Source organism: Stenotrophomonas sp. SI-NJAU-1 (genome assembly GCF_020883215.1).
GTDB lineage: Bacteria > Pseudomonadota > Gammaproteobacteria > Xanthomonadales > Xanthomonadaceae > Stenotrophomonas > Stenotrophomonas indicatrix.
Window position 1 is genome coordinate 95,628 of record NZ_CP086598.1, and the last position, 14,807, is coordinate 110,434.

10 protein-coding genes are annotated in these 14,807 nt (G+C 68.4%); 4 read left to right on the forward strand and 6 right to left on the reverse strand.

Annotation, left to right across the window (positions count from 1 at the left end; all coding sequences use genetic code 11):
• Positions 1-105: 105 nt before the first annotated feature.
• A complete protein-coding gene (locus tag LMF57_RS00395) occupies positions 106-975 on the reverse strand; it encodes a methylglyoxal synthase (RefSeq protein WP_229290505.1) in 870 nt (289 codons plus the stop codon).
• A 163-nt stretch (positions 976-1,138) separates the two neighbouring features.
• Between LMF57_RS00395 and LMF57_RS00400 the strand changes: the two genes are divergently transcribed.
• Positions 1,139-3,562: a response regulator gene (locus LMF57_RS00400; RefSeq protein WP_229290506.1), complete on the forward strand. Its 2,424-nt coding sequence runs from the start codon at positions 1,139-1,141 to the stop codon at positions 3,560-3,562.
• Here LMF57_RS00400 and LMF57_RS00405 read toward each other — a convergent pair.
• From LMF57_RS00405 to LMF57_RS00415, 3 genes are all read right to left on the reverse strand, one after another.
• Positions 3,548-4,993, reverse strand: a complete 1,446-nt coding sequence (locus LMF57_RS00405; protein WP_117309162.1) for an FAD-dependent oxidoreductase — start codon at positions 4,991-4,993, stop codon at positions 3,548-3,550. The two genes, LMF57_RS00400 and LMF57_RS00405, sit on opposite strands and share 15 nt — an antisense overlap.
• A gap of 103 nt (positions 4,994-5,096) precedes the next feature.
• On the reverse strand, positions 5,097-9,551 hold the full coding sequence (gltB, locus tag LMF57_RS00410; protein ID WP_208083157.1) for a glutamate synthase large subunit: 4,455 nt from the start codon (positions 9,549-9,551) through the stop codon (positions 5,097-5,099).
• A 357-nt stretch (positions 9,552-9,908) separates the two neighbouring features.
• A complete protein-coding gene (locus LMF57_RS00415) occupies positions 9,909-10,298 on the reverse strand; it encodes an I78 family peptidase inhibitor (protein WP_025876043.1) in 390 nt (129 codons plus the stop codon).
• A 116-nt stretch (positions 10,299-10,414) separates the two neighbouring features.
• Between LMF57_RS00415 and LMF57_RS00420 the strand changes: the two genes are divergently transcribed.
• Positions 10,415-11,476: a DNA topoisomerase IB gene (locus tag LMF57_RS00420; RefSeq protein WP_229290507.1), complete on the forward strand. Its 1,062-nt coding sequence runs from the start codon at positions 10,415-10,417 to the stop codon at positions 11,474-11,476.
• Here the strand turns inward: LMF57_RS00420 and LMF57_RS00425 are convergent.
• Complete coding sequence (locus LMF57_RS00425) at positions 11,464-11,808, reverse strand: hypothetical protein (RefSeq protein ID WP_117309165.1); 345 nt, start codon at positions 11,806-11,808, stop codon at positions 11,464-11,466. The genes LMF57_RS00420 and LMF57_RS00425 overlap by 13 nt on opposite strands.
• Before the next feature lie 56 nt (positions 11,809-11,864).
• Between LMF57_RS00425 and LMF57_RS00430 the strand changes: the two genes are divergently transcribed.
• Positions 11,865-13,133, forward strand: a complete 1,269-nt coding sequence (locus LMF57_RS00430) for an SDR family oxidoreductase (RefSeq protein ID WP_229290508.1) — start codon at positions 11,865-11,867, stop codon at positions 13,131-13,133.
• Here LMF57_RS00430 and LMF57_RS00435 read toward each other — a convergent pair.
• Entirely contained in the window at positions 13,130-14,188 is a 1,059-nt protein-coding gene (locus tag LMF57_RS00435; RefSeq protein ID WP_208083160.1) for a serine hydrolase domain-containing protein, read from the reverse strand. The two genes, LMF57_RS00430 and LMF57_RS00435, sit on opposite strands and share 4 nt — an antisense overlap.
• A 229-nt stretch (positions 14,189-14,417) precedes the next feature.
• Here LMF57_RS00435 and LMF57_RS00440 point away from each other — a divergent pair, with 229 nt between their 5' ends.
• Complete coding sequence (locus LMF57_RS00440) at positions 14,418-14,804, forward strand: BlaI/MecI/CopY family transcriptional regulator (RefSeq protein ID WP_025876036.1); 387 nt, start codon at positions 14,418-14,420, stop codon at positions 14,802-14,804.
• Positions 14,805-14,807: the final 3 nt, after the last annotated feature.

The following is a 14,807-nucleotide window of genomic DNA, read 5'->3' on the forward strand; positions in this document are numbered from 1 at the left end:
CAAGGACGTATTCACGGCGACCCCTGCGCAATCCACCCCGCCCGGCCAAGCACGGCTTCTGATCTGAACGCCCACCACGAGGGGCTCAGCCGTTGGCCGCAGACCTCATCGACCCGCACGCAGGGCCGCCGCCTCCGCCCACCGCGCTGCCACGCGCGGCGCAGTGATGCACACCGCCTGATCGGTCACCGTGGTCACCGCCCGCTCCAGCAGCTGGATGTCCGCTTCGTGCTGGCGCGCCACGTGCGGATCCTCGAAGAAGATCGCGCGCTGGCAACGGCCTTCCAGCACGCGGTCGGCAATCTGCGCATCGCCGCCCATCGGGCCGCTCTGGTAGCGCGTCACCCACGCCGCATCCGCTGGCCAGCCACGGCTCCAGGCCAGCTCGTTCAAGCGCTGGCCGGTGGTGCCGGTGGCGACGCGTTCGCCGAAGCGCGCCAGTACGTCGAAGTGTTCATCGGCGAACGCCAGCATCGCCGGCTTCATCGCATCGTGCGCGATCAACGCCAGCGTCTGCCCTTCGAACGCATGCAGGTCGTCGGTGCCGGCATCGGCGGCCAAGCCCGCATGGATGCGTTCCACCTCGATCCAGTCGCGGGCGGTGGCCACGGTGGAAATGAACGGCTTGCCGTGGATCACGCACTGGCGCTTGAGCGCGGTCGCCTCGGGGAAAACCGAGGAAGGGTCCACCGGATCCATCAGATAGACCGCACCGTCCAACGTACGCTCGGCGCCCATGCCCACCACTTCGGCCACCAGTTTCATCAAGCCGCCGTCGCGACCGTAGGGATAGCGCTGCAGGCCGTCGTAACCGGCAAGGAAGCCGTTGCGCTGGATCGCGTCGTGGGTGCGGCCGACCGCACACAGTGTCACGCCCAGTTCGCGCAGCCCGGGTTCGCTGGCGCGCAGCCAGCGGAACAGTGCCGCGCGCGCGTCGTGGTGATGGAGACGGTTGGCGGCCAGGCCGATGCGCATCGAAAGCTCCGGGATCGGTAGAAGCGGCAGTGTATGTCGCTATTGGCGGTTTCGGAGGGTTTTACAAATTTCCTCATTGTTGCTGGCAAGGAGGCCGCTAGCGTGGCAGCAGGTCATACCGGGGCGCGGCCGTGCCACTGCCTGCGACATGAGGATGTCCACCATGAATGTCGCTGGCCCCCTGGCCCGCATCGTCGCGTTGTCGCTGCTGTCGGCGCCGGCCTGGGCCGGGCAGTGCGAAGGCCCCATCCTGCTGGCCTATCCCGCTGACCGTGCGCCGTTGTCGTCCAGTCAGGACGACACGCCGCAGGGGCTGGTGGCCGCCTATCTGGCACTGCTGCAGGAGCAGGTGCCCACGCTGCGCGCCACACCGGTCGCGGCGACGACGCTGGCCGCTGCTGCGCTGCCTGCCGGAACCCACGCCGTGCTTGGCTGGCCGCGCGCGCAGACGCCGAAAGGCTGGGTGGCCAGCGTTCCGTACCTGCAGGTGCCGCAGGTGATCGTGCGACGCCCCGACGCGCGGCCGATCATCGGCCTGGAGGGGCTGCACGGTCATGGCGTGGCCAGCCCCGACATCGTGCCGCTCGCTGCAATGCTGGAAGAGTCGAGCGCGCACGTGCCGCTGCTGCAGGTGGCGGCGTTGGACAAGGCGCTGCAGCTGCTGATCAGCGGCCAGACCGATGCAGTGGTGGGCAACCTGGTGGAAGTGGAAGCGGCGCTGCGCCATCAGCCTGGCGGCGCGCTGCACGTGGCAGCGCCGGCCGGCTTCAGCGACGCACTGGTACTGGCGGCGCTGCCGGCGTGCGCGCACCTGGTGGATCGCTTCAACCAACTGCAGGCGGCCATGACCGAAGAGCAGCGCGAGGCATTGCGGGCGCACTGGGTCTCGACATCCCCTCGCCGCGGCCACGTGCCACCGGTGTCGCCCCTGCGCGGCTTGATCGCGGTGCTGCTGATGCTGCTGACAATGGGCCTGGTGCATGCCTTCGGTTACTGGCGACTGCACCGCGAAGGCCTGCGCAGGCAGGCGCTGGAACAGCGTCTGCAGGAGGTCACCGCCAACCTGCCGGCGGTGGTGTACCAGGCGCGGCGCAGCAGTACCGGCGAGTACAGCGTTCCCCACATTGCCGGCGATGTGCATGCCCTGTTCGGAATCAGCGTGGATACCGCGCGGGTCGACCATGGCAGCCTGCTGGCGGCAGTCCATCCGCAGGATCGCCGCTCGGTGCTGGCCTGCGTTGACGCGGCCGCGCTGGTGCGTGGGCCCATCGACGTTACCTTCCGCACTCGCGGCCCCAACGGCTGGCGCTGGGTACGTTCGCACGGGCGGCCGATTGCCTGCAGCGACAGCGGCGTGGAATGGAGCGGATACTGGATGGATGTCACCGAGGCGCGCGCACGTACGCAGGCACTGGACGATGCCCGGCGTGACGCCGAGCAGGATGCCGCCGCCAAAAGCCATTTCCTGGCCACCATGAGCCACGAGATCCGCACACCGATGAGCACCATGCTGGGAATGCTGGAGCGCTTCGGCAGTGGCGCGCTGGATGCGCGCCAGCGCCAGGTACTGGCGACCATCGATGATGCCGCGCAGATGCTGCGACAGATCCTCGATGACGTGCTGCACAGCCAACGCCTGCAGTCCGGGCCACAGCCACCGCAGTGCCTGCCCACCGACCTGGCCGGGCTGCTGCGTGCGGTGCAGCGCCTGCTGGTGCCGGTGGCGGCCAGCAAAGGGCTGCATCTGCGCTGCGAGGTGGATCCTGCGCTGCAGCGTGGATCGTTGGCCGATGGGCTGCGCCTGCGCCAGATCCTGTTCAACCTGGCCGGCAATGCGCTGAAATTCACCTTGCACGGCGGGGTGGACCTGCAGGTACGGGTGCTGCAGCAGCGCGCGCAGGGCCAGCAGCTGCGGCTGCAGGTGACCGATACCGGCGTGGGTATCAGCCGGGAGCGCCAGCGGGCGGTATTTGCAGCATTCACCCAGGCCGACGCCTCCACCACCCGGCGCTTCGGTGGCAGCGGCCTGGGCCTGGCGATCTGCCGGGAGCTGGCGGCATCGATGGGCGGGCAACTGCACCTGTGCAGTACGCCGGGCGTGGGCACCACGGTGTGGCTGGACCTGTACCTGCCGGCCTGCGAGGCGCCATCGGTGGAACATCGTGATGATGCGGCTGGCGTGCACGAATTGCCGCCGGTGCGGGTCCTGGTTGCCGAAGACCATCCCACCAACCTGCAGCTGCTGGTGCGACAGCTGCGGGATCTGGGCCTGCAGGTGCATGCCGCAGCCAATGGCGAGCAGGCCTGGCAGGCGTGGCAGACGCAACGGTTCGCGCTGGTCATCACCGACTGCCACATGCCGGGCATGGACGGCTTTGCCCTGGCCCGCGCGATCCGCGCCGATCCTCGTGCCGACGCGGCAAGGGTGCCGATCATCGCGTTGACCGCCAGCGTGCTCGACAGCACCCGCCAGGCCTGCCACGACGCTGGTATCGATCACTTCATCGCCAAGCCGGTTGACCGCCACGCACTGCATGCCGCTCTGGCCGCAGTGCTGTTGCCACTCGGTCTGTCAGTGGGCCAGTAGCCGGGCGATGCTGGCGGCGGCGTCGCGGCCTTCGGCCACGGCGGTCACCACCAGGTCGGCACCGCGCACCGCGTCACCCCCGGCGAACAGGCGCGGATGGGCGGTCTGGAAGGGCAGCCTGCCCTTGCCGCCGGCGAGGATGCGGCCATTGGCCTGGCCCTCCACACCGTGCTCGGCCAGCCACGAGGGCACGCTGGGCGAGAAGCCGAACGCGATGATCACCACGTCCGCTTCCAGCAGCGACTCGCTGCCCTCGATCGGCACGGCGTTCTGGCGGCCATTGGCATCGGGTTCGCCCAACCGCGTCTCGACCACCGTCACTCCGATCACTTCGTCATCGGCGCCGGCTTCGATCGACAGTGGCTGGCGGTTGAACAGGAAGCGCACGCCTTCCTCGCGCGCGTTGGCCACTTCGCGCGCGCTGCCCGGCATGTTGGCTTCGTCGCGGCGGTAGGCGCAGGTGACCTTGGCCGCGCCCAGTCGCACCGCGCTGCGCACGCAGTCCATGCCGGTGTCGCCACCGCCAAGGACCACCACGCGCTTGCCATTGAGGTCGGGCAGGGCGATCTGGTCTTCCCAGCCAGCGATCGGGCGGCCCTGTGGATCATCGCCGCCGACGATGCGGCTGTTCTGCACCAGGAACGGCAGCGCCGGCAGCACGCCCTTCAGGTCCTGGCCGTCGAGGCCACCGTCGGTGTAGCGATACGCGCCGGTACCGACGAACACTGCATCGTGGGTGTCCAGCAGCTGCTGCAGGCTGATGTCGCGGCCGATCTCGACGCCGAGGCGGAACTGCACGCCCATGCCTTCCAGCACGTCGCGACGACGACGGATCACGTCCTTGTCCAGCTTGAAACTGGGGATGCCGAACTGCAGCAGGCCACCGACCTGTTCGTAACGGTCGTAGACCACCGCGGTGATGCCGGCATGCGCCAGGCGGTCGGCACACGCCAGCCCCGCGGGCCCGGCACCGATCACCGCCACCGTGTGGCCGGTGGGCTGCACGGCGGCCATGTCCGGCCGCCAGCCGGTGGCCAGCGCGGTATCGACGATGTACTTCTCCACCGCGCCGATGGTGACCGCACCAAACTCTTCCAGCGTGCAGCTGCCCTCGCACAGGCGATCCTGCGGGCACACCCGGCCGCACACTTCCGGCAACGGGTTGGTGCTGTGGCACAGCGTGGCTGCTTCGTGGATGCGGTTTTCCTGCACCAGCTGCAGCCACTGCGGAATGGCGTTGTGCACGGGGCACTTCCAGCTGCAGTACGGGTTGCCGCAGTCCAGGCAGCGGCCTGCCTGGTACTGCGCATCTTCCTTGCCGAACTTTCCGTACAGCTCACCCCAGTCGCCGGAGGTGCGCAGTTCGACCGGGATGCGCTGCGGCATGGTCCGGGGCAGGTCGAGGAACTGGAAGGCGTGCTTGCGGCTCATGGCGGACTCTGTGGATTTCCGGATGCCGGCCAGCGGCCGGCACTACAGCGGTGGGGAAGCCGGTGCGCCCAGTGCATGCGGCGCATCGCTCACGTGCGGTGTGTCACGCCGCGCGGCGCAGGGTTTCGGTCAGCGACTCGATGCTGGCGGCCTTGGGTTTGACCAGCCAGAACTTGCCGATGTAATCGCGGAACTCGTCCATGATCTGCTGCGCCCAGATGCTGCCGGTCAATTCGCGATGACGGCCGATCAGGCGGTGCAGATGCTGGCGGTAGTTCTCGAACCCTTCGGCGGAGACGCGATGGATGTCGATCAGCTCGTGGTTGTAGCGGTCGACGAAATCGCGGTCCACGTCCAGCACGTAGGCCAGGCCACCGGTGAAGCCTGCACCGAAGTTGAGGCCGACCTTGCCCAGCACCAGCACCACGCCGTCGGTCATGTACTCGCAGCAGTGATCGCCTGCGCCTTCCACTACCGCCAGTGCGCCGGAGTTGCGCACGGCGAATCGTTCACCGGCACGGCCAGCGGCGAACAGCTCGCCACCGGTTGCGCCATACAGGCAGGTGTTGCCGATGATGGCGGTGCTGCGTGCCTCGAAGCGTGCGCCACGCGGCGGGCGCACCACCAGGCGGCCACCGGCCATGCCCTTGCCGACGTAGTCGTTGGCTTCACCCTCCACTTCCAGGTGCAGGCCGCCGACGTTGAAGGCACCGAAGCTCTGCCCGGCGCTGCCACGGAAGCGCAGTTCCAGTGGCGATTCGGCCATGCCCTGATTGCCGTGCGCGCGCGCGACGGCACCGGCCAGACGGGTGCCGACGCTGCGGTCGGTGTTGTGGATCAGGAAGCGATGCTCGCCGCCGCGCTTGTGTTCGATGGCCTCGGCCAGCAGGCCGTCCATCTGCGTGGCCAGGCTGTCCGGAGATTCATACAGGCGCTGTGCGGCGCAGTGGCTGCCTGGGTAACTGGCGTCGGCCAGCAGCCGCGACAGGTCCACGCGCACGTCTTCGCGCGGTGACACCTCAAGCTGGCGCAGCAGGTCGGTGCGGCCGACGATTTCCTGCAGCGAACGTGCGCCCAGCACCGACAGCCAGCCGCGTACTTCCTCGGCCAGCAGGCGGAAAAAGTTCTCCACGCGCTCGGGTTGGCCGGTGAAGTGATTCTCGCGCAGGCGCTCGTCCTGGGTGGCCACGCCGGTGGCGCAGTTGTTGAGGTGGCAGATGCGCAGGTACTTGCAGCCCAGCACGATCATCGGCGCGGTGCCGAAGCCGAAGCTGTCCGCGCCCAGCAGCGCTGCCTTGACCACGTCCAGGCCGGTCTTCAGGCCGCCATCGGTCTGCAGCAGGGTGCGCCCACGCAGGTCGTTGGCCACCAGCGCCTGGTGCGCCTCGGCGATGCCCAGTTCCCACGGCACGCCGGCGTAGCGGATCGAGCTGACCGGTGACGCACCGGTACCGCCGTCATGGCCGGAAATGGTGATCAGGTCAGCACCGGCCTTGACCACGCCCGCCGCGATCGTGCCGACGCCGGCATGGCTGACCAGCTTCACCGACACCAGCGCGGTCGGGTTGACCTGCTTGAGGTCGTAGATCAGCTGTGCCAGGTCTTCGATGGAGTAGATGTCGTGGTGCGGCGGCGGCGAGATCAGGCCGATGCCCGGCCTGGCATAGCGCAGGCGTGCGATCAGTTCATTGACCTTGTGCCCGGGCAGTTGGCCGCCTTCGCCGGGCTTGGCGCCCTGCGCAACCTTGATCTGCAGCACTTCGGCGTTGACCAGGTATTCGGCGGTGACGCCGAAGCGGCCCGAGGCCACCTGCTTGATCTTGCTGCGCTTGTCGGTGCCATAGCGCGCCGGGTCTTCGCCACCTTCGCCGGAATTGCTGCGGCCGCCGAGGCGGTTCATCGCAATGGCCAGCGCTTCATGTGCCTCGGGCGAAAGCGCACCAAGGCTGATCGCGGCGGTATCGAAACGCGGGAACAGATCGCTGGCCGGTGCCACTTCGTCCAGCGGTGTCGGCGTTGCCGCCGGCACCAGCTGCAGCAGATCGCGCAGCGCCGACGGCGGGCGCGCATGCACGGCATCGCAGTACTGCTGCCACGCACGCGGGTCACCGCTGCGCGCTGCGCGCTGCAGGGTGGTCACCACGTCCGGGTTGTACATGTGGTACTCGCCGCCGTGCACGTACTTCAGCAGGCCGCCGACATCCACGCCCTGCTGGGCATCCCAGGCCTGCGCGCACAGTTCACGCGCGTCGGCATCCAGGCGTGCGAAGCCGGCGCCACCGATACGCGAGGCGGTATCGGGGAAGCACAGCTCCACGACCTCCGGCTCCAGGCCGATGATCTCGAACAGCTGCGCGCCGCGGTAGCTGGCCACGGTACAGATGCCCATCTTCGAGATGATCTTGGACAGGCCCTTGTAGATGCCCTTGCGGTAGCGGCGGCCGATCTGCGACTGCTCACCGCCCTTGCTGAGCTTGAGGATGCCGCGTCGGCCGAGGTCGAACAGGGTCTGGTAGGCCAGGTACGGATACACCGCCGTGGCACCGAAGCCGAGCAGGCAGGCCATGTGGTGCGCGTCGCGCGCGGTGCCGGTTTCCACGATCAGGTTGACGTCGCAGCGCAGGCCCAACCGTGACAGGTGGTGGTGGATGGCGCTGGTGGCCAGCAGCGCATGCACCATCGGCCGCCCGGCCACCGGGTAGCGGTCGGACAGCAGCAGCATCACCATGCCGTCGCGCGCAGCCTGTTCGGCTTCGACGCAGATGCGTTCAATGCCCGCACGCAGGCCTTCCTCTTCGCTGTAGGACAGGTCGAGCAGGCGGTTGGCCTGCACGTACTGGTCCATCTTCAGCAGCTGGCGCAGCTTGCGCTGGCTCAGCACCGGCGAGTTGAGGATGACGTGGTTCACCGTCTCCGGGCCGGCATGGAAGATGTTGGTCTCCTTGCCGAGTTGGGTGGACAGGGACATTGCGCAGTCTTCGCGCAGCGGGTCGATCGGCGGGTTGGTGACCTGCGCGAAGGCCTGGCGGAAATAGTCGTACAGCGGACGGCTGCGCTGGCTGAGTACGGCCATCGGCGTGTCATCGCCCATCGAGCCGGTGGCTTCCTGCTCGGTCTCGGCCAGCGGCCGCAGCACCTGTTCCACTTCCTCGCTGCTGAGCTGGTACAGCTTGTGGTAGCTGCGCAGCGTGCCTTCGTCGAACGGCTCTTCCACCAGCGACGGGTCGATCAGTTCGGTCTGCAGGTAGGTGACGCCCTGCTGCAGCCACTGCTTGTACGGTGCACGGCCGCGGTTGATGCGGTCGATGGCCTCCGAATCGAGCAGGTCACCGCGCTTGAGGTCGATGGCGATCATCTCGCCCGGGCCGAGCTTGCCCTTGCGCACCACGCGCTCGGTCGGTACTTCCCAGACGCCTGCTTCGGAGGCGACCAGGAAGTGGCGATCGGCGGTCAGCATCCAGCGTGCCGGGCGCAGGCCGTTGCGGTCGAGGGTGCACACCGCGTAGCGGCTGTCGCAGGCGACGATGCCGGCCGGGCCGTCCCACGGTTCACTGTTGAGGCCGTGGAACTCGTAGAACGCCGCCAGGTCCGGGTCCTTGAATTCCAGCGACTGCGTTGCCGGGGGCACCAGGATGCGCAGCGCCTGGATCAGCTCCATGCCGGCGGACACCATCAGTTCCAGCATGTTGTCCAGGCTCTGCGAATCGGAGCCGTGCATGGAGATGACCGGGTCGAATTCGCCGATGTCGAAACGGGGCGTCTTCCACACCTTGCTGCGCGCCTGTGCCCAGCGCCGGTTGCCTTCGATGGTGTTGATCTCGCCGTTGTGGGCGAGCATCCGGAACGGGTGCGCCAGCGGCCAGCGCGGCAGCGTATTGGTGGAGAAGCGCTGGTGGAACACGATGGCGCTGGAGGCCAGTTCGCGGCGTTGCAGGTCCGGGAAGAAGCGGCTGAGCTTGTCCGGCAGCACCATGCCCTTGTAGCTGATGGCGTTGGGGCTGAGCGTGGTGACGTAGTAGTCGGCGTGCGCACGCAGCTGCTGTTCGCTGCGGCGGCGGGCCAGGAACAGGGCCAGGCCGAAGCCGGCGTCATCCTGGCCGACGCCGGCATCGACGAACACCTGCTCGATGCGCGGCAGGGTGTCACGTGCCAGTTGTCCGCAGACGCTGTCGTCGGTCGGTACCTCGCGCCAGCCGGCCACCTTGCAGCCCACCGCTTCGATCTGCTGCTGCAGCTGCGTGCGGCAGGCCTGTGCGGCGTCGGCATGGTGCGGCAGGAACACCAGGCCCGCAGTGAAGCGCGCGCCGACGGCGATGCCGGCTTCGCTGGCCAGCAGTTTCAGGAAGGCATCGGGGCGGCGCAGCAGCAGGCCGCAACCATCGCCGGTGAGGCCATCGGCGGCGACACCACCACGGTGGGTCATGCGCGAGAGCGCAGCGATGGCGGTATCCACCAGCAGGCGCGAAGGCTGGTCGTCGAGCTGGGCGACCATGCCAAATCCACAGGCATCGCGCTCGGAGCGCGGGTCGTAAAGCCCTTGGCGGTTGCGGGGGGCCATCTCTACCTCGATGCAGATTGAAATGAACGGGGACACCCCTGCCCGCTCTGTAGAGCACGCCCTGTACGTCATGGTGGAGTGTGCCGCGCATGGCGCGGCCCCTCGGGAAGCCGCTTGGCGCACGCCCATGCGGCGTTGCTCACTTTGCGCAGGCACTGGCCTGCGCGGCGGCGCGCGCCCTGTCTGGCCGCACGCCAAGTGTCTTCACACTCACCCTGACGCACACGCCGTGCTCTTCCTGGAGCGCATCATGAGGCCACCGGATGCCTCGACTAGATCACAGGTTGCTGCAACGCCGCAATACACGGTTGCAGGCGCAACCAAAGCGCCGGCAAACGCTTGCCGGCGCGGGCTTGCTCAGCCGCAGCGGACGCCGCTGACCACGTCCTTTGCGTCCACTTCGATGTTCAGGCGATCGCCCAGGAACTCCATCGTGGTGACGTCATTGGGGTGCAGTACGCGCAGCTGCTTGGCCGCGGCATCTTCCTGGGCCTGCTTGCCGAGCGCTTCGGTATAGGGCTGGCCGACCAGGCTCTGCACCTGGCTGGCGTCGCAGTTGCCGACCGGGGGTGCTTCGGTGGCCTTGCCGGCTTCGTCGGCCGGCGCCTTGGCGGCCTCGGCGGCCTGCTGGGCGTGGGCGGTGGCCGAATCCTGCTCATCCAGCGACGGCGCCTGGCAGGCGGTCAGGGCCAGCACGGCCGGCAGCAGCAGGGCGGAGAGGGAACGGGCGCGGATCGGGAACGACATCATGACTCCGGAAGGGAAGGGACGGTGAAAGGCCGAGCATAGCGGCGAACCCGCCCTCACGTGTTTGTCTTGCGTTATTGACGTGGCCACGCCGCGCCGATCGGCAGACTGCAGGCATGCCAGCGACCCCCACACCCGAACGCCAGGCCGCGCGCGCCGCCGGCCTGCGCTACGTCGATGACACCCAGCCTGGCATCAGCCGGCGACGCGCAGGCAAGGGCTTTGCCTATCGCGATGCCGATGGCCATGCCGTGCGCGATGCCGCCACCCTGCAGCGCATCCGCGCGCTGGCCATTCCACCGGCCTATACCGCCGTGTGGATCTGCGCCCACGCCGATGGCCACCTGCAGGCCACCGGCCGCGATGCGCGCGGGCGCAAGCAGTACCGTTACCACGCCGACTGGGCGGCCGTGCGCGACGCCGGCAAGTTCGACCGCACCATCGCCTTCGGCCAGGCACTGCCGGCGCTGCGGCGACGCCTGGGCCGCGACCTCAAGCGCAGCGGTTTCCCGCGCGAGAAGGTGCTGGCGGTGGTGGTCGCGCTGCTGGCCGACACGCTGGTGCGGGTGGGCAATGAAGCCTATGCGCAGGAGAACAAGTCATACGGCCTGACAACGTTGCGCAACCGTCACTTGGACCTGCTTCGGGGTGGCCGGGTGCGCATGCGCTTCCGCGGCAAGTCCGGGCAGTTGCAGGAGGTGGTGGTCGGTGACCGTCGGCTGGGCGCGCTGGTACGCAGCGTGCAGCAGCTGCCGGGTCAGGCCCTGTTCCAGTACCGCGACGACGCGGGCGAGGTGCAGCCTGTGGATTCGGGCGCGGTGAACGACTACCTGCGCGAGGTGATGGGCGAGGACTTCACCGCCAAGGACTTCCGCACCTGGGGCGGCACGATGGCGGCGGTGCAGGCCTTCGCCGCCACCGAGCTGCCCGAGCCGGCCAGCCAACGCGCGCTGGCCAAGGCGCAACGCGAGGTGGTGTGCCAGGTGGCTGCGCGCTTGGGCAATACGCCAGCGGTATGCCGCAAGGCCTACATCGATCCCTGCGTGTTCGCCGGTTGGGAACGCGGCGAACTGACTGCATTGGCGGGCCTGCGCGGCCCGCGGCAGTGGGAGCAGGCCACATTGAAGGTACTGCGGCGGGCCCGGCGGCTCAGCCGCAAGGCAGGTCAGCCGCAGTAGATGGCGGTGATGTTGTTGGTGCGGCCGGTTTCGATGGTCAGGCGATCCCCACCTTCCGTGGCTGCACCGGCGGCCGGATCGGCAGCGCCGCTGGCGGTGTTGCCGCTGCGCTCGCGGCTGCCGCGGGTTACCTGCACGTGCAGGCTGTCGCTGTCCACGCGCGCACGTTCGATGGTCATGCCCGAAGCAGCGAGGCCGACTGCGCCGCGCACCTTGTCGGTGTGGCACTGGCCTGAAATCACCCCATCGATCGGCTGGACCTGGGCGACCGGGCTGCTGCTGCAGGCGGCGAGAGCGAAGCAGACGACGGCGGTGGCAATGGCATGTTTCATGGGGGGCGTTCCTCGTGTTGTGGCCTGCAGGGTGCGACGACACGCGTGGTGGCGGAATGAACGCCGTGCACGCGATGGACACAGTGCGCTCACTGCTGCCAACAGCCTGCGTGGAGACACTGCACGAGCGGCGCACGCCGCCCCGGTACTGCGGCGCACGCGCCCCGGTAGTGCCGGCCGCTGGCCGGCAACCCCCACCCTCCCGAGGAGACCTGCATGGCCACCACCAAGAAGACCCCCGCCCGCCGCAAGGCGACCCCAAGGTCCGCAAGGGCAGTACCGCTGCGACGACGGCCGCCGATACCGAGCGCCCGCGCGTGGTGAAGACCGCCACCCGCAAGGCCGCCGCTTCCGATCCGCGCGCGGCGCGTGTCGCAGCACGGCAGCGACGCCTGCAGGACCAGGAGAAAGCGAAGGATGTACGCGCGGCAAAGAAGGCGACAAAAAAGAAGACCGCCACCCAGGCCGGACCGCGCCATCAGCCGGAGAAGATGCCGGCGCAGCAGCTGGCCAAGCCCGGCCATGAGCATGCACTGGAGCTGGCCCCGCGCTTCCTCGCGCCGGATTACGTCGGCAGCGGCAAGCTGCAGGGCATGCGGGCCATCGTCACCGGTGGTGATTCCGGCATCGGCCGTGCGGTGGCGGTGCTGTTCGCCCGCGAAGGCGCCGACGTTGCCGTGCTGCATCTGGATGAAGCCAAGGACGCCGAGCTGACGCGTCAGCACGTGGAAAAAGAGGGCGGCCGCTGCGTGGTGATCGCCGGCGACGTGCGCGACCCGGGCTTCTGCAACAAGGCCGTCAAGCAGGTGGCCAAGGCCTTCGGTGGCATCGACATCCTGGTCAACAATGCGGCGTTCCAGCTGCACTGCGAGCGCCTGGAAGACCTGGAAGACGCGCACCTGCAGGAAACCCTGCAGACCAATATCGGCGGCTATATCCAGATGGCACGCGCAGTGCTGCCGCACCTGGGCGAGGGCGCCAGCATCATCAACACCGGCTCGGAAACCGGCCTGTTCGGCAGCAAGGCACTGATCGATTATTCGGCTACCAAGGGCGCGATCCATGCGTTCACCAAGGCGCTGGCCAGCCAGTTGCTGCCGCGCGGCATCCGGGTCAACTGCGTGGCGCCGGGCCCGGTGTGGACGCCGTTGAATCCGGCCGACAAGCAGGCCAAGGATGTGGCCGAGTTCGGCAAGGACAGTGACATGGGGCGGCCGGCACAGCCCGAAGAACTGTCGCCGGCCTATGTGTTCCTGGCCTCGCCGGCCTGCGCCAGCTACATCAGCGGGGTGATCCTGCCGGTGATGGGCGGGCCGCGTGGCTAGGGCGCGGCGGAGTAGAAGCCGGCGATGCGCGGTATGAACTGCTGCGGATTGGCGCCGACCAGGTTGGTCAGCAGGACAACGGCGAGGCCGCGCTCGGGATAGACGATGAAGGCCGAGCGCGCACCGCCCATGCCGCCCACCTGCAGGTCGGGTGCGGTGTTGAACACCGGCCAGCCTGCGGCCCAGTCACCGGCGCTGCCATCGTTGAGGCGCTCGGCCGTCCACATCCGCTGCACCGCGCGCTGCTCCAGCAGGCGTCCCTCCTGCAATGCTGCCAACCAGCGCGCGGTGTCATCGGCCGTGGTGAGGATGCCGCCGCCGGCCCACAGGCTGGGCGGCATGTCGTAGAACCAGTGCGACAGGCGTGGCGTCGCATCCTTTGCATCGGTGGCGCGTGGCAGGTAGCTGTACATCGTCGCCGCATCCGGGATCAGGTCGTAGCTGTCGCCGAACGTGGTGCGTGCCATGCGCGCGGTGGAGAACTGGCCGGTGGCCAGGAAGCGTTCGTAGGGCATGCCGGATTGCCGCGCGATGATCCGCGCCAGCAGCAGGTAGTTGGTCTGGTTGTACTGGAAACGCTCGCCGGCCCTGGCCTCTGCCGGCAGCGCGCGGACCGCCTGCCATGCATCCTGTTCCGAGCCCCCACCCAGCAATCCCTCTGCATCGAGGATGTCGGGCAGGCCGGAGGTGTGGGCGAGCAGCTGGCGCACCCGCACCGCCCGCCAGCTTTCGGGCAGGTCGTCGAGATAGCGCGCGATGGGCGCGTCCAGATCCACCCGCCCGTCCTGTGCCAGCTGCGCCAGAGCGACACCGGTGAAGGATTTGGTGGCCGAGTTGAGCGGGAACCGGGTGCTGCGGGTGGCGACCACGCCGTTCTCGACGTTGGCCAGCCCATAGGTTTCCGACAGCACCACCTGGCCATCCTTGACCACCGCGATCTGCAGGCCCGGGATGCGCTGTTCCTGCATGGTCTGCCGGATGAAACGACGGGTCTGGTCGTTGGCCTGGTCCTGGTTGGCGGAGACGGCGGCGAAGGGCAGCAGGCTGATGATCATGAGCAGGGTTCGTAGCGTCTGGCGAGGCATGCGGGTTCCCGGAGGGCGGAAAGATCGGCGGCGATGACGGCTGCCGCAGGCGACGGGCCATGGGTCGGATGCGCGCCCGGCGTAAAAGGTTCAAGCCGGCTGCGCGCCCTACCGTTCGTCGGCCCATGACTTCCGGGGGGTTGACTACAGGTGTCGTCATGGCAACAGTAGCGACACGTGTAGTCAAGGGAGTGTTGTCATGCGTGGCAAGACCATCGGGGACCAGGAACTGGCCCTGCTGCAGTATGTGGATGAGCAGGCACCGGCCAGCGTCGGCGAGGTCGCCAGCGGCTATGGCGAACCGCGCGGACTGGCCCGGTCCACCGTGTTGACGATGATGGAGCGCCTGCGCGCCAAGGGTTACCTGCAGCGCAGGCAGCAGCAGGGTGTCTACCGTTACCAGCCTACCCGTGGCCCGGAGAGCGTGCTGCAGGGCGCCGTTGCCCAGTTCGTCGACAACACGCTGCAGGGCTCGGTGTCGCCATTCGTGGCGTACCTGTCGCAGCGGCAGAAGGTCAGCGACAACGAACTGGCCGAACTGGAAGCGCTGGTGGCCGAACTGCAATCGCGTCGCCAGGAGGACTGAGCC

Bases quoted from the DNA above. Each gene is read 5' to 3' on its own strand.
- LMF57_RS00395 (WP_229290505.1), bottom strand. From the start codon at position 975: ATGCGCATCGGCCTGGCCGCCAACCGTCTCCATCACCACGACGCGCGC.
- LMF57_RS00400 (WP_229290506.1), top strand. From the start codon at position 1,139: ATGAATGTCGCTGGCCCCCTGGCCCGCATCGTCGCGTTGTCGCTGCTG.
- LMF57_RS00405 (WP_117309162.1), bottom strand. From the start codon at position 4,993: ATGAGCCGCAAGCACGCCTTCCAGTTCCTCGACCTGCCCCGGACCATG.
- gltB (WP_208083157.1), bottom strand. From the start codon at position 9,551: ATGGCCCCCCGCAACCGCCAAGGGCTTTACGACCCGCGCTCCGAGCGC.
- LMF57_RS00415 (WP_025876043.1), bottom strand. From the start codon at position 10,298: ATGTCGTTCCCGATCCGCGCCCGTTCCCTCTCCGCCCTGCTGCTGCCG.
- LMF57_RS00420 (WP_229290507.1), top strand. From the start codon at position 10,415: ATGCCAGCGACCCCCACACCCGAACGCCAGGCCGCGCGCGCCGCCGGC.
- LMF57_RS00425 (WP_117309165.1), bottom strand. From the start codon at position 11,808: ATGAAACATGCCATTGCCACCGCCGTCGTCTGCTTCGCTCTCGCCGCC.
- LMF57_RS00430 (WP_229290508.1), top strand. From the start codon at position 11,865: ATGAACGCCGTGCACGCGATGGACACAGTGCGCTCACTGCTGCCAACA.
- LMF57_RS00435 (WP_208083160.1), bottom strand. From the start codon at position 14,188: ATGATCATCAGCCTGCTGCCCTTCGCCGCCGTCTCCGCCAACCAGGAC.
- LMF57_RS00440 (WP_025876036.1), top strand. From the start codon at position 14,418: ATGCGTGGCAAGACCATCGGGGACCAGGAACTGGCCCTGCTGCAGTAT.